Origin of the sequence: Pseudomonas sp. F(2018), from assembly GCF_005508865.1 — a bacterium.
Lineage (GTDB): Bacteria > Pseudomonadota > Gammaproteobacteria > Pseudomonadales > Pseudomonadaceae > Aquipseudomonas.
This window is the reverse complement of sequence record NZ_SCOM01000001.1, coordinates 1-24,178: the sequence shown is the minus strand read 5'-3', so window position 1 is coordinate 24,178 and position 24,178 is coordinate 1. Positions and strand designations below refer to the sequence as shown.

The 24,178-nt window shown below is 67.7% G+C and carries 23 protein-coding genes and 2 riboswitches; of the genes, 9 read left to right on the top strand and 14 right to left on the bottom strand.

Translation table 11 applies throughout. The features are described 5' to 3' along the window. The first annotated feature begins 2 nt into the window (after nucleotides 1–2). From FFS62_RS00115 to ispA, 5 genes are all read left to right on the top strand, one after another. Entirely contained in the window at nucleotides 3–491 is a 489-nt protein-coding gene (locus tag FFS62_RS00115) for a TIGR02281 family clan AA aspartic protease (RefSeq protein ID WP_225592370.1), read from the top strand. 13 nt (nucleotides 492–504) lie between these two features. After that, nucleotides 505–2,763 carry a DNA topoisomerase IV subunit A gene (gene parC / locus FFS62_RS00110; protein ID WP_137970803.1) on the top strand — a complete coding sequence of 753 codons (2,259 nt, stop codon included), beginning with the start codon at nucleotides 505–507 and terminating at the stop codon, nucleotides 2,761–2,763. A gap of 135 nt (nucleotides 2,764–2,898) precedes the next feature. Beyond that, complete coding sequence (locus tag FFS62_RS00105; RefSeq protein ID WP_137970802.1) at nucleotides 2,899–3,609, top strand: membrane integrity-associated transporter subunit PqiC; 711 nt, start codon at nucleotides 2,899–2,901, stop codon at nucleotides 3,607–3,609. Nucleotides 3,610–3,641: 32 nt separating this feature from the next. Then, nucleotides 3,642–3,884 carry an exodeoxyribonuclease VII small subunit gene (locus FFS62_RS00100; protein ID WP_137970801.1) on the top strand — a complete coding sequence of 81 codons (243 nt, stop codon included), beginning with the start codon at nucleotides 3,642–3,644 and terminating at the stop codon, nucleotides 3,882–3,884. Continuing rightward, entirely contained in the window at nucleotides 3,881–4,768 is an 888-nt protein-coding gene (ispA, locus tag FFS62_RS00095; RefSeq protein ID WP_137970800.1) for a (2E,6E)-farnesyl diphosphate synthase, read from the top strand. The genes FFS62_RS00100 and ispA overlap by 4 nt, the downstream gene beginning before the upstream one ends. Nucleotides 4,769–4,833: 65 nt before the next feature. On the opposite strand, the gene FFS62_RS00090 is transcribed toward ispA, so the two are convergent. Next, nucleotides 4,834–5,733, bottom strand: a complete 900-nt coding sequence (locus tag FFS62_RS00090) for a phosphatase PAP2 family protein (RefSeq protein ID WP_171016239.1) — start codon at nucleotides 5,731–5,733, stop codon at nucleotides 4,834–4,836. A 199-nt stretch (nucleotides 5,734–5,932) separates the two neighbouring features. On the opposite strand from FFS62_RS00090, the gene FFS62_RS00085 reads away from it, so the two are divergent. From FFS62_RS00085 to FFS62_RS00070, 4 genes are all read left to right on the top strand, one after another. Further along, a complete protein-coding gene (locus FFS62_RS00085) occupies nucleotides 5,933–9,193 on the top strand; it encodes a carboxyl transferase domain-containing protein (protein WP_137970798.1) in 3,261 nt (1,086 codons plus the stop codon). Nucleotides 9,194–9,203: 10 nt separating this feature from the next. Continuing rightward, nucleotides 9,204–10,154, top strand: coding sequence for an alpha/beta fold hydrolase (locus FFS62_RS00080; protein ID WP_137970797.1), 951 nt, complete (start codon nucleotides 9,204–9,206; stop codon nucleotides 10,152–10,154). Between the two features lie 81 nt (nucleotides 10,155–10,235). Then, entirely contained in the window at nucleotides 10,236–12,131 is a 1,896-nt protein-coding gene (gene dxs / locus FFS62_RS00075; RefSeq protein ID WP_137970796.1) for a 1-deoxy-D-xylulose-5-phosphate synthase, read from the top strand. Between the two features lie 68 nt (nucleotides 12,132–12,199). After that, nucleotides 12,200–12,413: riboswitch (cobalamin riboswitch) on the top strand. An 81-nt stretch (nucleotides 12,414–12,494) separates the two neighbouring features. Beyond that, the gene (locus FFS62_RS00070) at nucleotides 12,495–14,399 is read left to right on the top strand and encodes a TonB-dependent receptor (protein ID WP_137970795.1); all 1,905 of its coding nucleotides are present in this window, start codon (nucleotides 12,495–12,497) and stop codon (nucleotides 14,397–14,399) included. A gap of 1 nt (nucleotide 14,400) precedes the next feature. Here the strand turns inward: FFS62_RS00070 and FFS62_RS00065 are convergent, their stop codons facing one another. The 13 genes from FFS62_RS00065 to nrdR all read right to left on the bottom strand — a co-directional run bounded on the left by FFS62_RS00065 (nucleotide 14,401) and on the right by nrdR (nucleotide 23,958). Next, nucleotides 14,401–15,201 carry a cobalamin-binding protein gene (locus tag FFS62_RS00065; RefSeq protein ID WP_137970794.1) on the bottom strand — a complete coding sequence of 267 codons (801 nt, stop codon included), beginning with the start codon at nucleotides 15,199–15,201 and terminating at the stop codon, nucleotides 14,401–14,403. Further along, nucleotides 15,194–15,613, bottom strand: coding sequence for an MFS transporter (locus FFS62_RS00060; protein WP_137970793.1), 420 nt, complete (start codon nucleotides 15,611–15,613; stop codon nucleotides 15,194–15,196). The genes FFS62_RS00065 and FFS62_RS00060 overlap by 8 nt, the downstream gene beginning before the upstream one ends. Further along, nucleotides 15,610–16,221: a GTP cyclohydrolase II gene (gene ribA, locus FFS62_RS00055; protein WP_137970792.1), complete on the bottom strand. Its 612-nt coding sequence runs from the start codon at nucleotides 16,219–16,221 to the stop codon at nucleotides 15,610–15,612. Before ribA ends, FFS62_RS00060 begins: the two co-directional genes overlap by 4 nt. A 122-nt stretch (nucleotides 16,222–16,343) precedes the next feature. Further along, on the bottom strand, nucleotides 16,344–16,997 hold the full coding sequence (locus FFS62_RS00050; RefSeq protein WP_137970791.1) for a TIGR02281 family clan AA aspartic protease: 654 nt from the start codon (nucleotides 16,995–16,997) through the stop codon (nucleotides 16,344–16,346). After that, a complete protein-coding gene (locus FFS62_RS00045; protein WP_137970790.1) occupies nucleotides 16,984–17,739 on the bottom strand; it encodes an ABC transporter substrate-binding protein in 756 nt (251 codons plus the stop codon). Before FFS62_RS00045 ends, FFS62_RS00050 begins: the two co-directional genes overlap by 14 nt. Before the next feature lie 14 nt (nucleotides 17,740–17,753). Further along, nucleotides 17,754–18,239 carry a phosphatidylglycerophosphatase A gene (locus FFS62_RS00040; protein WP_256662093.1) on the bottom strand — a complete coding sequence of 162 codons (486 nt, stop codon included), beginning with the start codon at nucleotides 18,237–18,239 and terminating at the stop codon, nucleotides 17,754–17,756. Then, nucleotides 18,232–19,197 carry a thiamine-phosphate kinase gene (gene thiL, locus FFS62_RS00035; RefSeq protein ID WP_137970788.1) on the bottom strand — a complete coding sequence of 322 codons (966 nt, stop codon included), beginning with the start codon at nucleotides 19,195–19,197 and terminating at the stop codon, nucleotides 18,232–18,234. Before thiL ends, FFS62_RS00040 begins: the two co-directional genes overlap by 8 nt. Nucleotides 19,198–19,210: 13 nt before the next feature. Then, nucleotides 19,211–19,690 carry a transcription antitermination factor NusB gene (gene nusB, locus FFS62_RS00030; protein ID WP_256662147.1) on the bottom strand — a complete coding sequence of 160 codons (480 nt, stop codon included), beginning with the start codon at nucleotides 19,688–19,690 and terminating at the stop codon, nucleotides 19,211–19,213. Between the two features lie 2 nt (nucleotides 19,691–19,692). Beyond that, a complete protein-coding gene (gene ribE / locus FFS62_RS00025; protein ID WP_137970786.1) occupies nucleotides 19,693–20,169 on the bottom strand; it encodes a 6,7-dimethyl-8-ribityllumazine synthase in 477 nt (158 codons plus the stop codon). 108 nt (nucleotides 20,170–20,277) lie between these two features. Then, complete coding sequence (gene ribBA / locus FFS62_RS00020) at nucleotides 20,278–21,357, bottom strand: bifunctional 3,4-dihydroxy-2-butanone-4-phosphate synthase/GTP cyclohydrolase II (protein WP_137970785.1); 1,080 nt, start codon at nucleotides 21,355–21,357, stop codon at nucleotides 20,278–20,280. A gap of 11 nt (nucleotides 21,358–21,368) precedes the next feature. Next, nucleotides 21,369–22,031, bottom strand: a complete 663-nt coding sequence (locus FFS62_RS00015; protein ID WP_137970784.1) for a riboflavin synthase — start codon at nucleotides 22,029–22,031, stop codon at nucleotides 21,369–21,371. A 119-nt stretch (nucleotides 22,032–22,150) separates the two neighbouring features. After that, nucleotides 22,151–22,295, bottom strand: a riboswitch (FMN riboswitch). An 86-nt stretch (nucleotides 22,296–22,381) separates the two neighbouring features. Further along, on the bottom strand, nucleotides 22,382–23,497 hold the full coding sequence (ribD, locus tag FFS62_RS00010; protein WP_137970783.1) for a bifunctional diaminohydroxyphosphoribosylaminopyrimidine deaminase/5-amino-6-(5-phosphoribosylamino)uracil reductase RibD: 1,116 nt from the start codon (nucleotides 23,495–23,497) through the stop codon (nucleotides 22,382–22,384). After that, nucleotides 23,494–23,958 (bottom strand): transcriptional regulator NrdR, encoded by a 465-nt coding sequence (gene nrdR / locus FFS62_RS00005; protein ID WP_137970782.1) that lies wholly within the window; start codon nucleotides 23,956–23,958, stop codon nucleotides 23,494–23,496. Before nrdR ends, ribD begins: the two co-directional genes overlap by 4 nt. Nucleotides 23,959–24,178: the final 220 nt, after the last annotated feature.

Below are 24,178 nucleotides of genomic sequence, written 5' to 3'. Positions count from 1 at the left end.
TGATGCTGATCCTGGCCTGGGTCGCGGCCCTGGCCTTGGCCACGCACTGGTTCGGCAATTGGGAAGAGCAGCGCGACCACCCCAATCGCCAGCCGCAATCGGTACACGGCGATGGCTACATCGAGGTACGCCTGGCCAGCAGCCGCGGCGGTCACTACGTGCTGGACGGGCAGATCGACGGCCGGACCGTGACCTTCCTGCTCGACACCGGCGCCACGGCCGTGGCCGTACCGCAGAAACTGGCCAGCGAACTGGGCCTGCAGCCGGGCGCGCCGGTGCAGATCCGCACCGCTAATGGCACCGTCACCGGTGCGCGCACCCGTCTCGGTCTGCTGCAACTGGGCGATATTCAGCTGCGCAACGTGGCGGCGCTGATCACCCCCGGCATGGACGGCGACGAGGTGCTGCTCGGCATGAGCGCCCTCAAGCAACTCGAATTCACTCAGAAGGGCGGCACCCTGGTGCTGCGCCAATCGACTTCACTGAAATGACCATGAGGCACGCATGAGCGACACCCTCGATTTGAGCCTGGAAGGCGTGGAACGACGTTCCCTCGCCGACTTCACCGAGCAGGCTTATCTCAACTACTCCATGTACGTGATCATGGACCGCGCCCTGCCGCATATCGGCGACGGCCTCAAACCCGTGCAGCGCCGCATCATCTACGCCATGAGCGAGCTGGGCCTGGACGCCGACTCCAAGCACAAGAAGTCGGCGCGCACCGTCGGCGACGTGCTCGGCAAGTTCCACCCCCACGGCGACAGCGCCTGCTACGAGGCCATGGTGCTGATGGCGCAGCCGTTCAGCTACCGCTACACCCTGGTCGACGGCCAGGGCAACTGGGGTGCGCCGGACGATCCCAAGTCCTTCGCCGCCATGCGTTACACCGAGGCGCGCCTGTCGCGCTATTCGGAAGTGCTGCTGGCCGAGCTGGGCCAGGGCACCGTGGACTGGGTGCCGAACTTCGATGGCACCCTGGACGAGCCGGCCACCCTGCCAGCGCGCCTGCCCAACCTCTTGTTGAATGGCACCACCGGCATCGCCGTGGGCATGGCCACCGACGTGCCGCCGCACAACCTCAGGGAAGTGGCCAGCGCCTGCGTGCGCCTGCTGGATGAGCCGAGCGCCACGGTCGAGCAGCTGTGCGAGCACATCCAGGGCCCGGACTTCCCCACCGAGGCGGAAGTCATCACGCCCAAGGCCGACCTGCTGAAGATCTACGAGACCGGCCGCGGCTCGGTGCGCATGCGCGCCGTGTACCGCGTCGAGGACGGCGACATCGTGGTCACCGCCCTGCCGCACCAGGTCTCCGGGGCCAAGGTGCTGGAGCAGATCGCCGCGCAGATGCAGGCCAAGAAGCTGCCGATGGTCGCCGACCTGCGCGACGAGTCGGACCACGAAAACCCCTGCCGCATCGTCATCATCCCTCGCTCCAACCGCGTGGATGCCGACGAGCTGATGACCCACCTGTTCGCCACCACCGACCTGGAGTCCAGCTACCGGGTCAACACCAACGTCATCGGCCTGGACGGCAAGCCGCAGGTGAAAGACCTGCGTACCCTGCTCACGGAGTGGCTGGTGTACCGCGTCGGCACCGTGCGCCGCCGCCTGCAGTTCCGCCTGGACAAGGTCGAGAAGCGCCTGCACCTGTTGGAAGGCTTGCTCACCGCCTTCCTCAACCTGGATGAAGTGATCCATATCATCCGTACCGAGGACCAACCCAAGCCGGTGCTGATGGAGCGCTTCGGTCTCACCGACATCCAGGCCGACTACATCCTCGACACCCGCCTGCGCCAGCTGGCCCGCCTGGAGGAAATGAAGATCCGTGGCGAGCAGGACGAGCTGGCCAAGGAGCGCGCCAAGCTGCTGGCCCTGCTCGGCAGCGAAGCCAAGCTGAAGAAGCTGGTGCGCCAGGAAATCCTCGACGACGCCGAAAAGTACGGCGATGACCGCCGCTCGCCGATCGTCGCCCGTGCCGAGGCCCGCGCCCTGTCGGAAACCGAGCTGATGCCGACCGAACCGGTCACCGTGGTGCTCTCGGAAAAAGGCTGGGTACGTTGCGCCAAGGGCCACGATATCGACGCGACCGGGCTTTCCTATAAAGCTGGCGACGGCTTCAAGGCCGCCGCGCCGGGCCGCTCGAACCAGTACGCCGTATTTATCGACTCCACTGGGCGCAGCTACTCGCTGGCCGCCCACTCGCTGCCGTCGGCACGCGGCCAGGGCGAGCCGCTTACCGGCCGTCTGCAGCCGCCGCCGGGAGCCACTTTCGACTGCGTGCTGCTGCCGGAAGACAGCGCCCTGTACGTGATCGCCTCGGACGCCGGCTACGGCTTCGTGGTCAAGGGCGAAGACCTGCAGGCCAAGAATAAGGCCGGCAAGACCCTGCTCAGTCTGCCCAACGGCTCGCTGGTGGTGCCGCCCAAGCCGGTGGCCAGTGTCGAGGACGACTGGCTGGCGGCGGTGACCACCGAGGGTCGCCTGCTGTTGTTCCCGGTGCGCGACCTGCCGCAGCTGGGCAAAGGCAAGGGCAACAAGATCATCGGCATCCCCGGTGAGCGCGTGGCCAGCCGCGAGGAATACCTCACCGACCTGGCCGTGCTACCCGCCGGCGCCACCTTGGTGCTGCAGGCCGGCAAGCGCACCCTGTCGCTCAAGCCGGACGACCTGGAGCACTACAAGGGCGAGCGCGGACGGCGCGGCAACAAGCTGCCACGCGGCTTCCAGCGCGTCGATTCGCTACTGGTGGAAACCCCGGCCTGAGCCGCCGCTGCGCTCAAGCGCAGCGCGCAAGGCATGCCGTAGAGCGCCGCGGACTGGAGTCTGCGGCCGCTTTGACGGATCATACGCGGCCTTGACGTACGATCACGGCCGCCCGCGCGGCCCTCAGGTGAACCGATGAAACTGCTGCGCCTTTCTTCCGTACTGCTGCTGACCGGCCTCCTCGGCCTGGCTGGCTGCACGGCGCACAAGCCGATACCGCTGTACCAGCTGGACAACGGCAACGCCGCCATCCCCACCCAACCCCAGGGCCTGGCCGTGCTGCTCGGCCCCGTCTCGGTGGCCGACTACCTGCAACGCGAGACCCTGCTGCAACGCCAGACCGACGGCAGCCTGCTGGCCGCCGACGACGCGCGCTGGGCCGGCAGCCTGGCCGCCGACATCGACCAGTTGCTGCTGCGCCAGCTGGCCTGGCGCCTGGATAGCCAGCGCACCGTGCTGGCCCCCACCACCGCCGCCGACTTCAAGCCGGACGTGCAGGTGCTGCTGAACATCATCCGCCTCGACTCCGGGCCGTCCCATCCGGCCGTGCTGGAAGCCCAGTGGCGCCTGCTGGACAAGGGCGGCCAGCTGCGCGACAGCCAGCTGCTGCGCCTGGAAGAGGCCCACAGCGGCACCACCGCCGACCAGGTCCAGGCCCAGAGCCGTCTGCTGCGCCAGCTGGCCCAGCGCCTGGCCGAAGCCATCGAGCCGCTGCGCAACCAGCCGATCGCCGAGGCGCCCAAGCCGGCCGTCACCCCGAAGCCAGCCAAGCCCAAGGCCGAGCAGCAACCGCGCATCCCGCTGGTGGCGCCGACCCGCAGCAACGGCGAAGTCCTGCGCTTCTGACCCACGACTTAACAGAGCCGAGAGCCCGTCCCATGGCCCGCAAGAAAGCCGCCGTCGATTTCGAAAAATCCCTCGCCGACCTGCAGACCCTGGTCGAGCGCCTGGAGAGCGGCGAGCTTTCCCTGGAAGATTCGCTGACCGCCTTCGAGCAGGGCATCGGCCTGACCCGCGATTGCCAGGCCGCTCTGGCCCAGGCCGAGCAGAAGGTCCAGCAACTGCTGGAGCGTGACGGCGAACTGGAGGAAGTGCCCTTCGACGCGGACGAACAGGCATGATCGCCGCGTACCAGCAGCGCTGCCAGGCGCGGGTCGATGCCGCGCTGGAAGAACTCTTCGATGCCCCGCGCAGCGAGTTGGCCCGCCTGTACCAGGCCATGCGCTACAGCGTGGTCAACGGTGGCAAGCGCGTCCGCCCGCTGCTGGTATACGCCGCCTGCGAGGCGCTGGAAGGTGACCTCGACCGCGCCGATGGCGCCGCCTGCGCGGTGGAGCTGATCCACGCCTACTCGCTGGTGCACGACGATCTGCCGGCCATGGACGACGACGACCTGCGCCGTGGCCAGCCGACCACCCATATCGCCTACGACGAGGCCTGCGCCATCCTCGCCGGTGACGGCCTGCAGAGCCTGGCCTTCGAAGCCCTGGCCGATGCCCGGCGCAATCCGCTGGATCCGGACCTGCGCCTATCCATGGTCCTCGGCCTGGCCCGCGCCGCCGGCCCGGCCGGCATGGTAGGCGGACAGGCCATCGACCTGGAATCGGTCGGTCGCCAGCTCGACCAGCAGGCCCTGGAAACCATGCACCGACACAAGACCGGTGCACTGATCGAGGCCAGCGTGCAGCTCGGCGCCCTGGCCAGCGGCAAGGCCGACCTGGCCGGCCTGCGCTCGCTGCAGCAGTACGCCCGGGCCGTGGGCCTGGCGTTCCAGGTGCAGGACGACATCCTCGACGTTGAAAGCGACACCGCCACCCTGGGCAAGACTCAGGGCAAGGACGAAGCCAACCATAAGCCGACCTACCCCGCCCTGCTCGGCCTGGAGCAGGCCAAGGCCTATGCCCTGGAGCTACGCGACCAGGCCCTGCACGCCCTGCGCTCGTTCGGCGACAGCGCCGAGCCGCTGCGTGAGCTGGCCCGCTATATAGTCGAACGGCGCAGCTAGCCATGTAGGGCAGGTAAAGCCCGCGCGATCCAAGTCGCGGGCTTCTCCCTACAGACCCACTTCCCTTAGGCGACCGCGCCGAGCGGCGCCACCGGCTCTTCGCGGCGCACCGCCGTCAGCAGTCCCGCGCGCACCAGCAGCCACGGCATCAGCCAGGCCACGAACAGCCCCATCGCCAAGCCGCGCAGGCCCTGCCAGGCCAACGGCTGCAGCGGCCAGGCGTCGCCCAGCAGCTTCAAGCCCTTCTGCAGCAGGATAAAGGCCAGCGCACCGAGCACCGCCGCGGCCACGCGCCGCCAGACGGCGACCTCGGCGGAAAATACTAGGTTTCGGTAACCGAACAGCACGCCGACCAACATGCCCGCCAGCAGCGGCACATAGCTCGGCGCCTCGCCCGGCCAACTCAGCCAGGCGGCCAGGAACACCAGCAGGATCAGGCCCAGGTGCCAGCCGGCATGGCTTTCGCGCCAGCCGCTCCAGCGCCGCGCGAACTCGAACACGACGAGGGTGGCGACGCCCAGCAGCGAGCCGCCGAGTACGTCCTCCACATCATGGGCGCCCAGGTACAGACGGCTGAAGATGATGCCCACGGCCACTACCGCGGCCACCAGCCAGGCCCAGGTACGGCGCAGCTCCCAGGCCAGCCAGAACCAGATCACCACGGCGATCTGCGCATGGCCGCTGGGTAGGCCGAAGCTGTCGCCCACCTCGTGGTCCATGCGCAGGGCGATGTCCGGCCGCGGGTCCTGCCAGAAATCCTTGAGCCAGGCGTTGAGCAGTGCGGTGAGCGCCACCAGCACCAGCAGGCGCAGGAACACCCCGCGGTTCCAGGCCCAGTAGCCCAGCGGCAGGAAGAATAGGATGAATTTCTCGTAGCCGAGCAGGGTGAAAAAACGCATCAGCGGGGTCAGCCCGTCGCTGCGCAGCGGCAGCACCCAGTCCAGGCTGTGGAGCAACTCGTTCATGGCGGTCCTTGCGGAGTTAAGCGAAGCGCCAGAGATACCGGCCCGCAGCGGAGCAGGCAAGGGCCGATTCGGACAAAAAGCTCGGCGGATCATCAGCCGCCCTGAGTGGCGGGTATTCGTCGCGGCACAGTTGGCTGCGGCCGGTGGCGGCGACTGCCTAAGATGAGCCCACCACCAGACTCAGACAGAGCCGCCGGCCATGCCCTTCTCCTCCCTGCTGATCGCCAACCGCGGCGAGATCGCCATCCGCATCGCCCAGGCCTGCGCCGACCTGAACATCCGCTCGGTGGCCGTGTTCGCCGAGGACGACGGCGCCAGCCTGCACACGCGCAAGGCAGACCTGGCGGTGGCGCTGCAGGGTCGCGGGGTGCCGGCCTATCTGGACATGGACCAGCTGATCGCCATCGCCCACGAGCAGGGCTGCGCGGCCGTCCACCCCGGCTATGGCTTCCTCGCCGAGAACGCCGAGTTCGCCCGCCGTTGCCAGGCCGCTGGGCTGACCTTCGTCGGCCCGGCGCCGGAGGTGCTGGAGCTGTTCGGCGACAAGGCCGCCGCCCGCCAGTTGGCCGAACGCTGCGGCGCACCGCTGGTGGCCGGGATCAACCGCGCGGTGAGCCTGGACGAGGCACGCGTCTTCCTCGCCGCGCACGGCGCCGCCATGCTCAAGGCCCTGGCCGGCGGCGGTGGGCGCGGCATGCGCGCCATCCATGATGCGGCCGAGCTGAACGAGGCTTACGCACGCTGCCAGTCCGAGGCGCAGAGCGCCTTCGGCAACGGCGCGCTGTATATCGAGCAGCTGGTGCGGAGCGCCCGGCATATCGAGGTGCAGGTGCTGGGCGACGGCACGCAGGTCAGCCACCTGTGGGAGCGCGACTGCAGCCTGCAGCGTCGCCACCAGAAGCTGGTGGAGATCGCCCCCAGCCCAGGCCTGGATGCCGGCCTGCGCGAGGCGATCATCGCCTGCGCCCTGCGCCTGGCGGCCGAGGTGAAGTACCGCGGCATCGGCACCTTCGAATTCCTGGTCGAGGGCGAGCGCTTCTACTTCATGGAAGCCAACCCGCGGGTACAGGTGGAGCACACGGTCACCGAGCAGATCACCGGCGTCGACCTGCTGCATACCCAGCTGCGCCTGGCGGCCGGCGCCAGCCTCGCCGAGCTCGGCCTGCTGCAACCGCCGGCGCCGCAGGGCTGCGCCGTGCAGCTGCGCATCAACCTGGAAACCCTGCATGCCGACGGCAGCGCGCGCCCGGCCGCGGGCACGCTGAGCGCCTACCAGCCGCCGTCCGGCCCCGGCCTGCGCGTGGATGGCTACGGCTACGCCGGCTACCCGGTCAGCCCGGCCTACGATTCGCTGCTGGCCAAGCTGATCGCCAGCGCGCCCGACTACCCGAGCGCCCTGTGCCGCGCCTATCGCGCCCTCTGCGAATTCCGCCTGGAGGGTGTGGCCAGCAACCTGCACCTGCTGCAGAACCTGCTGCAGCGCGAGGAAGTGCTGAGCAACCGGGTCAGCACACGCTTCGTCGAACAGCAGCTAGGCGAGCTGCTCGGCGCCCATGGCGCGGCCCACCCGCACCGTTATTTCACCCAGACCGGCAGCAGCGCCGATAGCCGCAGCGCCATCGAAGCACCAACCGGCACCGTCGCCCTGAGCACACCGAGTACCGGCGTGCTGGTCAGCCTGGACGTGGCCGCGGGCGATAGCGTCGCCGCCGGCCAGCAGGTCGCCGTGCTGGAGGCGATGAAGATGGAGTTCGTCGTCCGCGCCGAACGCGGCGGCATCGTCCGCGCCCTGGCCGCCGCTCCCGGCGATACGCTGAGCGAAGGCCAGGCATTGCTGTTCATCGAGCCAGCCGAGGTCGATGGCCGCCACGCGCAGGACGAACAGGCGGTCGACCTCGAACATATCCGCGCCGACCTGGCCGAAGTGCTGGAGCGCCACGCACGCCTGACCGACGCCCGACGCCCCGAGGCCGTGGCCAAGCGGCGCAAGACCGGCCAGCGCACCACCCGCGAGAACCTGCACGACCTGCTCGACGAAGACAGCTTCAACGAATACGGAGCCATGGCCCTGGCCGCCCAGCGTCGCCGACGCTCCCAAGAAGAATTGCTGGAGCTGAGTCCGGCCGATGGCCTGGTGGCCGGCATCGGCACGGTCAACGCCGCCGCCTTCGGCAGCGAGGCCGCGCGCTGCATGGCCATCGCCTACGACTACACGGTGTTCGCCGGCACCCAGGGCGTGATGAACCACAAGAAGACTGACCGCATGCTCGGCCTCGCCGAACAATGGCGCCTGCCGCTGGTACTGTTCGCCGAGGGCGGCGGCGGCCGGCCGGGCGACACCGATTTCGTCGGCGTGGCCGGGCTCGACTGCCACACCTTCGTCGCCATGGCCCGGTTGTCCGGCCTGGTCCCTACGGTAGGGATAGTCTCCGGCCGCTGCTTCGCCGGCAACGCCGCCCTGCTCGGCTGCTGCGACGTGATCATCGCCGCGAAGGACGCCACCGTCGGCATGGCCGGCCCGGCGATGATCGAAGGCGGCGGCCTGGGCAGCTTCAAGCCCGAGCAGGTTGGTCCCACCAGCGTGCATGGCCCGAACGGGGTGATCGACGTCCTCGTGGAGAACGAGGAAGAGGCCGTGCGCGTGGCCAAGCAATACCTGTCGTACTTCCAGGGGCCGCTGGCCGACTGGGATTGTGCCGACCCACGCGAACTGCGCCATGTCATTCCCGAGAATCGCCTGCGCGCCTATGACATCCGCCGGGTGATCGAGCTGCTGGCGGACAGCGGCAGCGTGCTGGAACTGCGCCGCCAGTTCGCCCCGGGGCTGATCACCGCCTTCATCCGCATCGAGGGCAAGCCCTTCGGCCTGCTCGCCAACAACCCCGCGCATCTGGGCGGTGCCATCGACGCGTTGGCCGGCGACAAGGCCGCGCGCTTCATGCAGCTGTGCGATGCCTTCGACATCCCCATGGTTTCGCTGTGCGACACGCCCGGTTTCATGGTCGGCCCGGAAGCGGAGAAGCAGGCCACGGTGCGCCATGTGTCGCGCATGTTCGTCGCCGCTGCCAGCCTCAGCGTGCCGTTCTTCACCCTGGTAATGCGCAAGGGCTACGGCCTCGGTGCCCAGGCCATGGCGGCCGGCAGCTTCCATTCGCCACTGTTCACTGCCGCCTGGCCCAGCGGCGAATTCGGCGCCATGGGTCTGGAGGGTGCGGTGCGCCTGGGCTTCGCCAAGGAGCTGGCCGCCCAGGAGGACGACGCGGCGCGCCAGGCGCTGTTCGACAAGCTGGTGGGCAAGGCCTACGCCAACGGCAAGGCGCTGAACATGGCCAGCTACCTGGAGATAGACGCCGTCATCGACCCCGCCGAGAGCCGCGCCTGGCTGCTGCGTGGGCTCAATGCCGCGCCGAAAGCGCCCGCGCGCACAGGCAAGAAGCGTCCCTTCGTCGATACCTGGTAAGGAGCACGGCATGCACATCGAGCACCAGCTGCTGGCGGTCAACGGCGTTGACCTCAGCCTCTACAGCGCCGGTCCGGCGCACGGCAAGCCGGTGTGGCTGCTACACGGCTTCCCCGAGTGCTGGTACGCCTGGCACCCGCAGATCGAGGCGCTGGCCGCCGCCGGCTACCGGGTGTTCGCCCCGGAGATGCGCGGCTACGGGCGGAGCAGCGCGCCGACAGATCCCGCCGCCTACGACCTGCTGACCCTGTGCGGCGATATCCAGGGCGCTATGGACGTCCTCGGCCAGGATCGCGTCGCCATGGTCGGCCACGACTGGGGCGCGCCGGTGGCCTGGCACCTGGCTCTGCTGGAACCCGAGCGGGTGCAGGCGCTCGGCGCCCTCTCCGTGCCCTTCGGCGGCCGGCCCAAGCGCCCGGCCATCGAGATGATGCGCGAGGCCTACGTCGGGCGCTTCCACTACATCCTCTACTTCCAGCAGCCGGGTGTGGCCGAGGCCGAGCTGGACCTCGACATCGGCCGCAGCCTGCGCCTGCTGCTCGGCGGCCTGGAGGGCGCGCTGCTGGCCGACAAGCCGGCCGATGCCCGCCTGTTCGATGGCCTGGGCGACCTGCCGCTGCCGGCCTGGTGTTCGCCCGAGCTGTTCGCCGTGTACGAGCAAACCTTCGCCGGGCGCGGCTTCCACGGTGCGCTGAACTGGTACCGCAACTTCGAACGCAACTGGCAGCGCAGCGAGCCGCTGGCCGAGCTGCAGGTAGAGCAGCCGACCCTGTTCCTGCTCGGCGACCGCGATCCGGTCGGGCGCTTCGAGGTCCCGACACTCAAGCGCATGGCCGCCAAGGTGCCACGCCTGGAACAGCACCTGTTGCCCGGTTGCGGCCACTGGCTGCAGAGTGAGGACGGCGCGCGGGTAAACGCCCTGCTGCTGGACTTTCTGGCGCGGCATTACGCCGCGGACTGATCCGCTTACAGGTCGTTTGGGCTGTTTCCGGCGCTTCAGGTAAACTGCCGCATCTTTTGTATGCCTATAACGATCTGCCTGATGCCGACCACCTTCCACGAAATCCCCCGCGAGCGTCCCGCCACGCCCCTGCTCGACAGCGCCGACACCCCGGACGGCCTGCGTCGCCTGGCGGAAAGCGAGCTGGAAAGCCTGGCCGACGAGCTGCGCCAATACCTGCTGTACAGCGTTGGCCAGACCGGCGGGCATTTCGGTGCCGGCCTCGGCGTGATCGAGCTGACCATCGCCCTGCACTACATCTTCGACACCCCGGACGACCGCCTGGTGTGGGACGTCGGCCACCAGGCCTACCCGCACAAGATCCTCACCGGCCGCCGCGAGCGCATGGGCAGCCTGCGCCAGAAGGACGGCCTGGCCGCCTTCCCGCGCCGCAGCGAGAGCGAGTACGACACCTTCGGCGTCGGCCACTCCAGCACCAGCATCAGCGCCGCGCTGGGCATGGCCATCGCCGCCCGCCTGCAGGGCAGCAAGCGCAAGTCGGTGGCCGTGATCGGTGACGGCGCACTGACCGCCGGCATGGCCTTCGAGGCACTCAACCATGCCTCCGATGTGAAGGCCGACATGCTGGTCGTGCTCAACGACAACGACATGTCGATCTCCAAGAACGTCGGCGGCCTGTCCAACTACCTGGCCAAGATCATCTCCAGCCGCACCTATTCGAGCATGCGCGAAGGCAGCAAGAAGATCCTTTCGCGCCTGCCCGGCGCCTGGGAGATCGCGCGCAAGGTCGAGGAGCACGCCAAGGGCATGCTGGTGCCCGGCACCCTGTTCGAGGAACTGGGCTGGAACTACGTCGGCCCCATCGACGGCCACGACCTGCCGACCCTGGTCGCCACCCTGCGCAATATGCGCGACCTGGAGGGCCCGCAGTTCCTCCATGTGGTGACCAAGAAAGGCAAGGGCTTCGCCCCGGCCGAGGTCGACCCGATCGGCTACCACGCCATCACCAAGCTGGAGCCGATCAAGGCGCCAGTCGAGCCGAAGCAACCTTCCGGCCCGAAATACTCCGCCGTGTTCGGCCAGTGGCTGTGCGATATGGCCGAGCAGGACGAGCGCCTGGTCGGCATCACCCCGGCGATGAAGGAAGGCTCCGATCTGGTGGCCTTCAGCGAGCGCTTCCCGGAGCGCTACTTCGACGTCGCCATCGCCGAGCAGCACGCGGTGACCCTGGCCGCCGGCATGGCCTGCGACGGCGCCAAGCCGGTGGTGGCGATCTACTCCACCTTCCTCCAGCGCGCCTACGACCAGCTGATCCACGACGTGGCGGTGCAGAACCTCGACGTCTTGTTCGCCATCGACCGCGCCGGCCTGGTCGGCGAAGACGGCCCGACCCACGCCGGCAGCTTCGATATCTCCTACCTGCGCTGCATCCCCGGCATGCTGGTGGCCACGCCCAGCGACGAGAACGAGCTGCGCCTGCTGCTGACCACCGGCTACCACTTCCAGGGCCCGGCAGCCGTGCGTTATCCGCGCGGCAGCGGTCCCAACACGCCGATCGACCCGCGCCTGGAGCCGGTGGAAATCGGCAAGGCCGTGGTCCGTCGCCAGGGCAAACGCACCGCCCTGCTGGCCTTCGGTGTGCAACTGGCCGAGGCGCTGCGCGTCGGTGAAGCCCTGGACGCCACCGTGGTCGATATGCGCTTCGTCAAGCCCCTCGACGAAAGCCTCCTACGTGAACTGGCCGCCAGCCACGAGCTGCTGGTGACCATCGAGGAAAATGCCGTGATGGGCGGCGCCGGCAGCGCGGTCAGCGAGTTCCTCGCCGCCGAGAACCTGGTCAAGCCACTGCTGCACCTGGGCCTGCCCGACTACTACGTCGAGCACGCCAAGCCGGCGCAGATGCTCGCCGAGTGCGGGCTGGATACCGCCGGCATCGAGACGGCGGTGCGGGCGCGACTGGCGCAGCTGGCTGGATGAGCCATGCTCATCCAGCCCTGAATCCAACTTGTTTGTAATTCATCCGGCTGCGCACTAAGGTGCGCGGCGTTTTTGCATTCCGCCCAGGTGCGCTGCGTCCACAGGAGCAGCGTTAAACGGGAAGCCGGTGCGCTCCGCAAGGAGCCATCCCGGCGCTGCCCCCGCAACGGTAATCGACCGCAGCCCACAGGCTGCACGCCCGCTCATCAGCCACTGGGTTTCCCGGGAAGGCGAGCCGGCGCGTCGAGAGCCCGGAGACCGGCCTGGACGGATTCGACTGGTGTTGCGGAGGGCAGCACCGTCAGGCGCCCGCCCGCGCCTGTCCTGCCCTCCTCGAAGTCTTGCGATCTTTGAGGAATCTCCATGAAGTTGTCCCGCCTTGCTCTCACCCTGACCCTCGCGCCGGGCCTTTCTCCGCTTGCCGCGGACATCGAATTGCCGCCGCTGGTGATTACTCGCGCCACCGACCTCGAAGCTCCTGCCCCAGCCAGCATCGCAGTGATCGATCGCGAGCAGATCGAAGCTTCCGCCGCCGGCAGCCTGGTCGACTTGTTGCGTGGCCAGGCCGGTCTGCAAGTGCGCGACACCATGGGCGACGGTAACCGCGCCGCGCTCAGCCTGCGCGGCTTCGGTGAAAACGCCATCAACAACACCCTGGTGCTGGTGGACGGCCGGCGCCTGAACCAGCCAAGCCTGTCCGGCCCCGACCTGAACAGTGTGCCGCTGGCCAACATCGAGCGCATCGAGATCATCCGAGGCGCCGGCACCGTGCTCTACGGCGACCAGGCGGTGGGCGGGGTGGTCAACATCGTCACCCGTACACCGGACAGCAACGAGGCCTATGTCGAAACCAGCCTCGGCAGCCACGATCTGGAGGCTTACCGTGGCCACGTCCAGCAGCAGCTCGGTGCGGGCTTCTCGGTCTACGCCAGCGGCGAGACGCGCAACGCCGACAACTATCGCGACCACAACAACTCTGGCTACGACAATGCCTTCGCCCGCCTGCGCTACGACCATGCAGATGGCTGGCTGCTCTACGAATACCAGAGCATCGACGACGAGCAGCTCTACCCGGATTCGCTGAGCCGCGCTCAACGCCGTATCGACCGCAAGCAAAGCCTGTCCAGCAACTGGAACGATCGCAAGACTCAAGTACAGCGTTTCGCCCTGGAGCAGGGCCTGAGCGAGACATGGACACTCAATTTCGACTACAGCGACAGCGATCAGGACGGCACCGGCGACTTCTATGGCTGGTTCGACCAAGGCACCCGCACTGAGACGTTCAGCCCGCGCCTCACCGGAAGCTGGGATAGCGCGCTCGGCCACAGCGAGCTGCTGCTCGGCCATGACCATGTGCAAAGCGACTATCAGTACGAAAGTGCCTTCAGCGAAACCCTGGCACGGCAGACCCAACGCGACTGGTATGGCCAGCTCAGCCAGGGCCTGGGTAGCGAGCTGACCCTGACCCTTGGCTACCGTGCCAGCGAAGCAGAAGACCGTACCCAGGTCGATGCCACCAGCCACACCGACCGCGAAGGCAGCACCAGCCTCGGGTTGAGCTGGCAGGCTGACACCGAGACCCGCCTGTTCGTGAAGCGCGAGGACGTGCTGCGCTGGGCCAACGTCGATGAGAACGCCTTCATCCTGCCCGGGGTGACCTTCCTCAAGCCACAGACTGGCGTGTCTTGGGAGAGTGGCGTGGAGTGGAACGACGGCAGTCAACTCTATCAGGCCAGCCTGTATCGCCTGGATCTGCAGGATGAGCTGATGTACGACGCCGAGATCGCCAACCCCGGCGGATTCGGCGGCAAGGGCGCCAATATCAATCTGGACAAAACTCGCCGCCAGGGCCTGCTACTGGAAGGCTCACGCCCGTTGAGCGAACGCCTGAGCATCGACGCTCAATACAGCTTCACCGACTCGGAATATCGCGACGGCAGCTTCGAGGGCAACGAGGTGCCCTGGGTCGCTCGCCACAGCGCCAGCGCCGGTCTCAACTACCAGTGGCTGGAGGGCCTCAGTAGCTACGTGGAGGCGGTCTACACCGGATCTCGCTATGCGGTCAGTGACGAGGCCAACAGCGACGGCAGAGTGGGCGGCTACACCCTGCTCAACGCCGCACTGAAGTATGACTACCGCGACTTCACCGCCAAGCTGCGCGTCGACAATCTCACCGGCAAGCGCTACGACGCCTTCGTCTACCGGGGCGGCAGCGTCTACGCCGCGCCCGAGGAAACGGTGGTGCTGAGTCTGGGCTATCGCTTCTGAGTCAGCGTGCGCTGCCGAGCAGCGCGCAGAGCTTCTCGGTGGCCGCCAGCATCTGGAAACTGGGGCGTTCCAGCCCCTTGTCCGGCAAGGCCCAGAGCTGGCCCCGGCGTACCGCTGGCAGCTGTGGCCAGGCGCGCCAGTGGGCCAGTTCGGCAGCGCTGCCGCCGAGGATCACCTCGGGCTCGCGCCCTAGCACCGCCTCGACATTCACCTGCGGCGCCGGCAGCTGCAAGTCGGCGAACACGTTGCGTGCGCCGCACACAGCCAGTGCTTCACCGATGATCTGCTGCCCGCCGATGGTGTACAGCGGCTCCGGCCAGATCTGGTAGAACACCGGCAGCGGAGTGTCCCGCCTGTACCGGTCACGCAGCCGCGCCATGCCGTCGCGAAAGCGCTGGCGTAGCTCGCGGCCACGCTCGGCACGACCGACCCGCTCGCCGATCTCGGCAAACTGCTCGGCCAGCTCGCTCAGGTCGCGCGGCTCGCCAACGTAGATTGGAATGCCGAACCCACGCAGCTGCTCGAGCTGCGCCTCGGTCACACTGTTCGGCCAGAGCAACAGCAGGTCCGGCTTGAGAGCAAGCAGGCTTTCCACCCCGACAGCCTCATGACGCCCCACCGAAGCTACATGCTCCAGGCCGGGCGGCCGCTCGCCGCTGTCGAGCACGCCAACCAGGCGCTCTTCGGCGCCCAGCTCCAGCATGATTTCCGACATCGAGGGTGCCAGGCTGACCACCCGCTCGGCCGCGCACAGCGGCAGGCTCAAGAGCAACAGGCAGGTAGCGAAGAGGCCCTTAGCCAAGCTGGCGCGGGATGCGATACAGGCAGAGCAGCACGACGCTGCTCAGAGCGAGGAGGATCAGGGCGACGGCATTCAATCCGCTGAACAGGGCAATCGCGGCGACCCAGCCCGGCAGGCAGGCACCGAGAAAGGCCTTGCGCCGCTGGCGGGCCAGCTCCAGCCAGGCCTCGCGCTCGTGCTCGCCATCCAAGGCGGCCTCGGTGGCGATCAGCGCGCGCTTATAGGCGGAAAACAGCGGCAGGCTGATGAACATGGACGCCATGCCGGCGATGAACAGCGGCATTTCCAGCACCGTACCCAGCGCCTGGCTGCTGCCGAACAGCAGATTGAGGAAGAACAGCGGTGCCAGGGCGAAGCCGAGCCAGCGCCACCATTCGAGGGCGAGTCGGCGACGCACCTCGGCGCGCGTCACTCGGTCTCTTCCTGGTGTTGCAGACCCAGCATGTGGCCGAGCTTGCCGGCCTTGGTCGCCAGGTACTTGCTGTTGTGCGGGTTGCGCCCGATCTCCAGCGGGCGGCGCTCGGCCACGCGCACGCCGAAGCCTTCCAGCGCCTTGACCTTGCGCGGGTTGTTGGTCATCAGGTTGATCTCGCGAACGCCCAGGTGATCGAGCATCGGCTGGCAGATCGAGTAGTCGCGCTGGTCGGCGGCGAAGCCCAGGCGCTCGTTGGCCTCGACCGTGTCGGCCCCCCCATCCTGCAGCTCGTAGGCGCGGATCTTGTTCAGCAGACCGATGCCGCGCCCCTCCTGGCGCAGGTACAGGAGTACGCCACGGCCCTCGCTGGCAATGGCGCGCAGGGCGGCTTCGAGCTGGGCACCGCAGTCACAGCGCTGGCTGAACAGGGCATCGCCGGTCAGGCACTCGGAGTGCAGGCGACCCAGCACGGGCTGGCCATCGGCGATATCGCCCAGGGTCAGGGCCACATGCTCCTTGCCGCTCTCCTCATCGAGGAAACCGTGCATGGTGAACACCGCGAAGGGCGTGGGCAGCTTGGAGGCGGCGACGAAGACGACGGACACCGGGTGCTCCTGTTGGACGTTCGGCAGAAAAGGCCGGCATTGTACCAGCAGCGTCGCACTGCGGCGCAGCGTGAATTGTCGGGGATAAGGATCGAAAGGGCCGATGAATCGGCCAAGCGCACCTAGAGCTTGGACTCCAGCTGCAGCACGCCGTTCTCCTCGCGCCAGCGCACCCGGCTGAGGAAGCTCATGCCCAACAGCACTTCGGTGGGCGAGTCGCCCTCCAGCACCACGCCCTCTACGCCTAGCACTTCCAGGCCGCCGATCTTCACTCTGTCCAGCTTGATCTGCCACCCTCTTATATTGCCACCGGCGGTGCCGGCGACTATGGGCCGGCCTTGCACCCGGTAATCGATGCCCAGGCGGCGGGCCTGGCCTTCGTTCATCGCCACCGAGGTGGCGCCGGTGTCGACCAGGAACTGCACCGGGTGGCCATCGATGGAGCCGGCGATCCAGTAGTGGTTGCCGACCCCGCGGCTGATGCTGAGCTGGGCCTTCTGCGGCCCGGAACTGGCGCCGGCCTGGTTGTATTCGCGGCTGATGCCATAGCTGCGCTGCACGCCATCGACTTCCAGCACCGCGCCCTTGCTGTCGGCGCTGAGCACCTTGACCCCGCCGGGGCCGGTCTGGCCATTGCGCACCAGCTTGCGCTGACCATCCACCAGCAGCACCGCGGCACCGGGGAACAGGCCGACCACCTGTACCTGGGTCTCGGCATGCAGCAAGGGAGTCATGACCAGCAGCAGGCTGGCGGCGAACAGCTCAAGGCGACGCATCGGGGATCTCCATGTCCTCGTCGAACGGATAAGGCTGCTGCCAGCGCTTGAAGACCGCTCGCAGCTTGCCGTCACGCACCAGCTCGGCCATGCGCCGATCGAAGAGTTCGGCCAGGGCGCGACCGCGGGCAGTATCGGCAAAGCCGGCATACAGCGGCAAGCGGGTCAGCGCAGTAGTGCGAAAGCGCGCAGAGTCCGGCCCCTCGCGCAGCACGTCCTCGACCTCGGTGGAGGCATCGAGGAAGAAGTCGGCATGGCCCAGTTCGAGCATGCGCAGAATACCGACGCGGCGCTGGATCTCTTCGTAGCGCTTCACACCGGGCAGGTAGCGTTGATATTCGTAGCCACGTATCCACGACAGGCGGTACTGACCGATGCTCTGCAGCGTCGGTACCGGCTGCTCGCGCAGGGACAGGGCGACTATCTGGTCGGCGTCGTAGGGCCAGCGCGGGTAGATGATCTTCTCGCTGACTTCGTCGCGATAGGAGCCCAGCCAGGCATCCGCCTCGCCGCGCTGGACCAGGCCGATGGAGCGGGTGTAGGGCACGACGCGGAAGTGCATCTTCACCCCGGCCGGCTCGAACACCTGGCGCATGATGTCCCAGGCCAGGCCGCTGCCATCCTTGTTGGTATGGCCGACCCAGTGCTCGCTGACCAGCTGGACCTCGGCCGGCAGTGCCTGGTCGGCCTGGGCGATAGGCCACCCCAGACACCACAACAACGCCAGCCAGCAGACGCGCATGTATAGCCTCCGAATCAGGCCAGGCCCCAGACCAGCAACTGCATCGCCAGCCAGGCGAACACCCCGGCCAGCACGTCGTCCAGCATGATGCCGATGCCACCGTGCACATGGCGGTCGATCCAGCGGATCGGCCAGGGCTTGAGGATGTCGAACACACGGAACACTACAAAGCCTAGCAGCAACCATTGCCACCCCTCGGGCACCAGCCAGAGGGTGATCCACATGCCGACCATCTCGTCCCAGACGATGCCTTCGTGGTCGTGCACGCCCATGTCCTCGGCCACCCGGCCGCACAGCCAGAAACCGAACAGCATGGTCACGCCGAGCATCAGCCAGTAGCCCCAGTCCGGCAGCATCTGCCACAGCGGGATGAAGGGGATCGCCACCAGCGAGCCCCAGGTCCCCGGCGCCTTGGGCATGAGGCCGGAGCCGAAACCGAAGGCGAGGAAATGCCAGGGATTGCGCCACACCCGCGGCGCCACTTTCACCAGTTCAGTCACCGCTACTCCCGAAATGCTGATAACCCGCCCGTGGCGGTTCGATGTGACGGCCCTGGCCGTCGATTAGCTGCACGCCCTGCCCCGCCTTCGCCTGGCCAATCACCACGGCCTCCGGCCATTGGGCCAGTAGCGCTGGCAGGAGTTCAGGCGGCAGGGTAAAGGCCAGACGGTAGTCGTCGCCACCGCTCAGTGCACAGTCCAGCGCCCCGCTACCGGCCAGGGCACGCAGGGCCGGCGCCAGCGGCAGGCGGTCCTGCTCGATGCGCAGCGCCAGGCCGGATGCCGCGGCGATATGGCCGCAGTCGGCGAGCAGGCCGTCGGAGATATCCAGAGCCGCGCTGGCCTTGCCACGCAACCACTGGCCGAGGGCCAGCTGCGGCTGCGGCGCCCAGTAGCGCGCCAGCAGGTATTCGGCCGCCTCGCCCTGCGCCACCTGCTGGCCGAGCACCAGCGGCAGCGCGCCGGAGCCATCGCCCAGGCTGCCGCCGACGCAAAGCAGATCACCGGGGCGCGCACCGCGGCGGGTCAGCGCCTGGCCAGTCGGCACCTGGCCGAACACGGTCAGGGTCAGGCACAGCGGGCCGCGCGTAGTATCACCACCGACCAGCGCCAGACCACAGGCCTCGGCCATCTGTGACAGGCCACGGGCGAACGCTTCCAGCCAGGCCGGATCGGCCTGCGGCAGGGTCATGGCGAGAGTGAAAGCGAGCGGCGCGGCGCCCATGGCCGCCAGATCACTGGCCGCCACGGCCAGCGCACGCTGGCCGAGCAGCGAGGGGTCGCAGGAATCGGGGAAATGCACGCCGGCCACCAGGGTGTCGGTGGACACGGCCAGTTGCTGGCCGGGACCTGGCTGCAGCAGGGCGCAGTCGTCGCCGATGCCCAGTGCCACGCCTTCGGCCGCCTGCGCACAGGGCGCGGCGGCGAAGTAGCGGCGGATCAGCTCGAACTCGCCCACAGCAATTGCCAGATCAGCGCTTGTTGGCTTTGACTTCGGCCGCGCGCAGCACCGGCGCCAGCTTGTCCAGCACACCATTGACGAACTTGTGCCCGTCGGTGGCGCCGAACACCTTGGCCAGCTCGATGCCTTCGTTGATCACCACCTTGTAGGGCACGTCGACGCGGCTGGTCAGCTCCCAGGCGGACAGGCGCAGAATGGCCAGCTCGACCGGGTCCAGCTCTGCCAGCGGGATATCCAGGAAGGTGGCGAAGGACTCGTCCAGCTCGGTCTTCTGCCGTGCCACACCCACGAGGATCTCGTGGAAGTAGGCACCGTCGACACCGCTGAAGTCGTTATCGACGCGGAACTGCGCTTCGATCTCGTTCAGCGACTGACCGGCCATGTGCCACTGATACAGGGCCTGCATGGCCAGGCTGCGGGCCACGCGGCGCTGGGCGATCTTGCCCTTGGCCTTGGGCTGCGGAGCGTCCTGGCTGTCGTCGTGGTTCAGGCTCACTTGGCCTCCAGCTGCGCCAGCAGACTTACCATTTCCAGGGCGGACAGGGTAGCTTCGGCGCCTTTGTTGCCGGCCTTGGTGCCGGAGCGCTCGATGGCCTGTTCGATGGAGTCGACGGTCAGTACGCCGAAGGCAACCGGTACGCCGTATTCCATGGAGACCTGGGCCAGGCCCTTGGTGCACTCGCCGGCGACGTATTCGAAGTGCGGGGTACCGCCACGGATAACTGCGCCGAGGGCGATGATGGCGGCGAACTCGCCGCGCTGGGCGACTTTCTGGGTGACCAGCGGAATCTCGAAGGCACCCGGCGCGCGGATGATGGTGATGTCGCTTTCCTTCACGCCGTGGCGGACCAGGGCGTCGACGGCGCCGCTGACCAGGCTCTCGACGACGAAGCTGTTGAAGCGGCCAACCACCAGGGCGAATTTGCCTTGCGGGGCGATGAAGGTACCTTCGATGGTCTTCAGGGTCATGGGCGAGTCTCAGTCTGTATAAAGAGCCGGGGCGCCGAAGGGCGTCCCGTTGGTATCAATGTAGAACGAAAAGCCGGGCCGGGCGCAGGCTGCGCTCGGCCGGGGTCGTCATTCAGCGGGCAGGTATTCTACAACTTCCAGGTCAAAGCCGGATATGGCGTTGAACTTCATCGGCGAGCTCATCAGGCGCATCTTGCGCACGCCCAGATCACGCAGGATCTGCGAACCGGCACCGACGGTGCTGTAGGTCGCAGGGCTCGGCGCCGGCTGCTTGCCCAGGTGGGCCAGCAGTTCCGGACCGGTGAGCGGATTACCCAGCAGCAGCACCACGCCGCTGCCGGCCTTGGCCACTTCGGCCATGGCCGCGCGCAGGCTCCAACGGCCCGGTTGCTTGACCAGGAACAGGTCGCGCAGCGGCTCCATGTTGTGCACGCGAACCAGGGTCGGTTCCTCGGCGCACACCTTGCCCAGGGTCAAAGCCATGTGCGCGGTGTTCTCCACGCCGTCACGGTAGGTGACCAGGGTGAACTGGCCCAGTTCGGTATCCAGCGGCTGCTCGCTGACGCGCTCGACGGTGCGTTCGTGGATCAGGCGGTAGTGGATCAGGTCGGCGATGGTGCCGATCTTGAGATTGTGCTCCTCGGCGAACTTCTCCAGCTCCGGGCGACGGGCCATGGTGCCGTCGTCGTTCATGATCTCGCAGATCACGCCACTCGGCTCAAAACCGGCCATGCGCGCCAGGTCGCAGGCCGCCTCGGTGTGGCCGGCGCGGGCCAGCACGCCGCCGGGCTGGGCCATCAGCGGGAAGATATGGCCGGGGCTGACGATATCGTCGGCCACCGCGTTGCGCGCCACGGCGGCCTGCACGGTGCGTGCGCGGTCGGCGGCGGAGATGCCGGTGGTGACGCCCTCGGCCGCCTCGATGGAGACGGTGAACTTGGTGCCGAAGCCGGAACCGTTGCGTGGCGCCATCAGCGGCAGCTTGAGCAGCTCGCAGCGCTCGCGGCTCATCGGCATGCAGATCAACCCCCGCGCAAAACGGGCCATAAAGTTGATATGTTCGGCCTGCACGCAGTCCGACGCGATGATGATGTCGCCCTCGTTCTCGCGGTCCTCGTCATCCATGAGGATGACCATCTTGCCGGCGCGGATGTCTTCGATCAGTTCTTCTGCGGTATTCAGAGCCATCTGGCCGTTCCTCAATTCTTCAGGTAGCCGTGTGCGGCCAGGAAACCTTCGGTGATGCCACTGGCGGTGGGCTCGGCGGCCTTGTCACCGAGCAGCAGGCGCTCCAGGTAACGGGCCAGCAGATCCACTTCCAGGTTGACCCGGCGACCGGACTGGTAGTCGGCCATGATGGTCTCGACCAGCGTGTGCGGCACGATGGTCAGCTCGAACTCGGCGCCATTCACGGCATTGACCGTCAGGCTGGTGCCGTCGACGGTGATCGAGCCCTTCAGGGCGATGTACTTGGCCAGCTCGCGCGGCGCACGCACGGTGAATTGGATGGCGCGGGCATTGTCCTCGCGCTTGACGATCTCGCCGACGCCGTCGACATGGCCGCTGACCAGATGTCCGCCGAGGCGCGTGGTCGGGGTCAGGGCCTTCTCCAGGTTGACCCGGCTACCGATCTTCAAATCGATGAAAGCGCTGCAGGCCAGGGTCTCGCGGCTGACGTCGGCCCAGAAGCCGTCGCCCGGCAGCTCGACCGCGGTCAGGCACACGCCGTTGACGGCGATGCTGTCGCCCAGTTTGACGTCGCCCAGGTCGAGCTTGCCGGTCTGCACGTACACGCGTACGTCGCCGCCCTTGGGGCTGAGGGCACGGATGGTGCCGATGGATTCGATTATGCCGGTGAACATGCGTCCTCCCGGAAGTTGTTGCAATGCAGCATGGATGAACTCCTGTTTTGGTCAAAAACAGGGCAATGCCGATCGATAGGGATTTTCGCGGGCGCAACAGACGGCGCCCCGGAAGGGAATCCCGCTCTCTCTTTATCCGGACTATACCGTCGGCCCCGGAATCGCACCGGGTCTGCTGTCCCTTTCGTTGGAAAGGCGCTCGCGGGCTAGACAGTGACTGTCATTACCGCCGGTGGGGAATCACACCCCGCCCTGAGAACGTTGCAGCCCGCAAAGTGGCTGCGGCTGGCTTTTTACCATATTTGCCGCGCCGCTGCATGGCAGCGCTTCGATCAAAGCTATCGAATGGCTCAGCGCGGCCTGGGCACGGCGATGATCCGCCAGTCACTACCGATGGCGCGCATTTCGCGGATTTCCAGGTCCTGCGCCTCGGCCATCCGCGCCAGCGGCCAGTCCAATAGCGGGCGAGCGCTGGAGCCGAGGAACTTGGGCGCGACGAACAGCTGGTACTCGTCGACCAGCCCGGCGCGGGCGAAGGCGCCGGCCAGCTTCGGCCCGGCCTCCACCAGCACCTCGTTGGCACCACGGCCGGCCAGCTCCATCAGTAGCCGGCGCAGGTCGACATGGCCATTGCTGCCGGGCACCGCCAGCAGCTCGTGGCCGTCTTCGAGAAAGCGATCACGGGCGGCTGCCGCGGCGCAGGTGGCAACCAGCGCCGGCCCGGCCTGGAAGAACGGCGCGGCGAGGGGCACACGCAGGCGGCCGTCGATCAGCACCCGCAGTGGCGGACGGTCGATGGCCAGGGCGGTCAGCTCGGCATTCAGGCCCAGCTCCTCGGCACGCACGGTGAGGCGCGCCTGGTCGGTGAGCACGGTATCGGCGCCGGTGATGATCACGCTGGCCCGCGCGCGCAGGCGCTGTACGGCAGCGCGCGCCTCGGGGCCGGTGATCCACTGGCTCTCGCCGTTGGCCATGGCGGTGCGGCCGTCCAGGCTCATGGCCAGCTTGACCCGTACGAACGGCAGGCCCTGCTCCATGCGCTTGATGAAACCGGCGTTGAGGGCTCGCGCCTCGGCCTCCAGCACGCCGCTGTGCACGGCGATGCCGGCATGCATCAGGCGCAGCAGGCCCTTGCCGGACACTTCCGGATTGGGATCCTGCATGGCCGCCACCACCCGCACCACGCCAGCGGCCACCAGGGCATCGGCGCAGGGCGGCGTGCGGCCATGGTGGCTGCAGGGCTCCAGGGTCACATAGGCGGTGGCGCCGCGAGCCAGCTCGCCAGCCTGGCGCAGCGCGTGCACTTCGGCATGCGGTTCGCCTGCCTTGGCATGCCAGCCCTCGCCAACCACCTTGCCGTCACGCACGATGACGCAGCCGACCCGTGGGTTGGGATGGGTGGAATACAGCCCCTTGCGCGCCAGTTCCAGCGCGCGGGCCATGTGTTGCTGGTCGGCGGCGCTCATTCCTTCGACGGCTCGCGGGCCAGGCGCTCGATTTCCTCGCGGAACTCGTTGAGGTCCTGGAAGCGCCGGTACACGGAGGCGAAGCGGATGTAGGCGACCTCGTCGAGCTTCTGCAGCTCGGTCATCACCAACTCACCCAGCACCCGCGACTTGATCTCGCGCTCGCCGGTAGCGCGCAGCTTGTGCTTGATGTGGGCAATGGCCTCTTCCAGGCGCTCGACGCTGACCGGGCGCTTCTCCAGCGCGCGCTGCATGCCGGCGCGCAGCTTCTCCTCGTCGAACGGCTGGCGACTGCCGTCGGACTTGATCAGGCGCGGCATCACCAGCTCGGCGGTCTCGAAAGTGGTGAAGCGCTCACCACAGGCCAGGCACTCGCGGCGCCGGCGCACCTGTTCGCCCTCGGCGACCAGGCGGGAATCGATGACCTTGGTGTCGTTGGCGGAGCAGAACGGACAATGCATGGAAGATGAGGCCCTACGAAACGGTGGCTCATGGTAGCGCATGCCCCCGACAAGACAAGCCGCCGCCGTTGCGGTATACAGGCGCCCGATTTTTGCGCTATTCCAGCTAGATACGCCGCCGCATCGGATGCCGCCATGTTGCAACGCCCCGCCCTCGCCTGCCTGATCCTGCTGCTGGCCGCCTGTGCCAGCAGCAGGATCAGGCAGGCGAGGGCGGGGC

Excerpts from the sequence above, each read along its gene's own strand:
- FFS62_RS00115 (WP_225592370.1), top strand. The coding sequence starts at position 3 with ATGCTGATCCTGGCCTGGGTCGCGGCCCTGGCCTTGGCCACGCACTGG.
- parC (WP_137970803.1), top strand. The coding sequence starts at position 505 with ATGAGCGACACCCTCGATTTGAGCCTGGAAGGCGTGGAACGACGTTCC.
- FFS62_RS00105 (WP_137970802.1), top strand. The coding sequence starts at position 2,899 with ATGAAACTGCTGCGCCTTTCTTCCGTACTGCTGCTGACCGGCCTCCTC.
- FFS62_RS00100 (WP_137970801.1), top strand. The coding sequence starts at position 3,642 with ATGGCCCGCAAGAAAGCCGCCGTCGATTTCGAAAAATCCCTCGCCGAC.
- ispA (WP_137970800.1), top strand. The coding sequence starts at position 3,881 with ATGATCGCCGCGTACCAGCAGCGCTGCCAGGCGCGGGTCGATGCCGCG.
- FFS62_RS00090 (WP_171016239.1), bottom strand. The coding sequence starts at position 5,733 with ATGAACGAGTTGCTCCACAGCCTGGACTGGGTGCTGCCGCTGCGCAGC.
- FFS62_RS00085 (WP_137970798.1), top strand. The coding sequence starts at position 5,933 with ATGCCCTTCTCCTCCCTGCTGATCGCCAACCGCGGCGAGATCGCCATC.
- FFS62_RS00080 (WP_137970797.1), top strand. The coding sequence starts at position 9,204 with ATGCACATCGAGCACCAGCTGCTGGCGGTCAACGGCGTTGACCTCAGC.
- dxs (WP_137970796.1), top strand. The coding sequence starts at position 10,236 with ATGCCGACCACCTTCCACGAAATCCCCCGCGAGCGTCCCGCCACGCCC.
- FFS62_RS00070 (WP_137970795.1), top strand. The coding sequence starts at position 12,495 with ATGAAGTTGTCCCGCCTTGCTCTCACCCTGACCCTCGCGCCGGGCCTT.
- FFS62_RS00050 (WP_137970791.1), bottom strand. The coding sequence starts at position 16,997 with ATGCGTCGCCTTGAGCTGTTCGCCGCCAGCCTGCTGCTGGTCATGACT.
- FFS62_RS00045 (WP_137970790.1), bottom strand. The coding sequence starts at position 17,739 with ATGCGCGTCTGCTGGCTGGCGTTGTTGTGGTGTCTGGGGTGGCCTATC.
- ribE (WP_137970786.1), bottom strand. The coding sequence starts at position 20,169 with ATGACCCTGAAGACCATCGAAGGTACCTTCATCGCCCCGCAAGGCAAA.
- ribBA (WP_137970785.1), bottom strand. The coding sequence starts at position 21,357 with ATGGCTCTGAATACCGCAGAAGAACTGATCGAAGACATCCGCGCCGGC.
- FFS62_RS00015 (WP_137970784.1), bottom strand. The coding sequence starts at position 22,031 with ATGTTCACCGGCATAATCGAATCCATCGGCACCATCCGTGCCCTCAGC.
- ribD (WP_137970783.1), bottom strand. The coding sequence starts at position 23,497 with ATGAGCGCCGCCGACCAGCAACACATGGCCCGCGCGCTGGAACTGGCG.
- nrdR (WP_137970782.1), bottom strand. The coding sequence starts at position 23,958 with ATGCATTGTCCGTTCTGCTCCGCCAACGACACCAAGGTCATCGATTCC.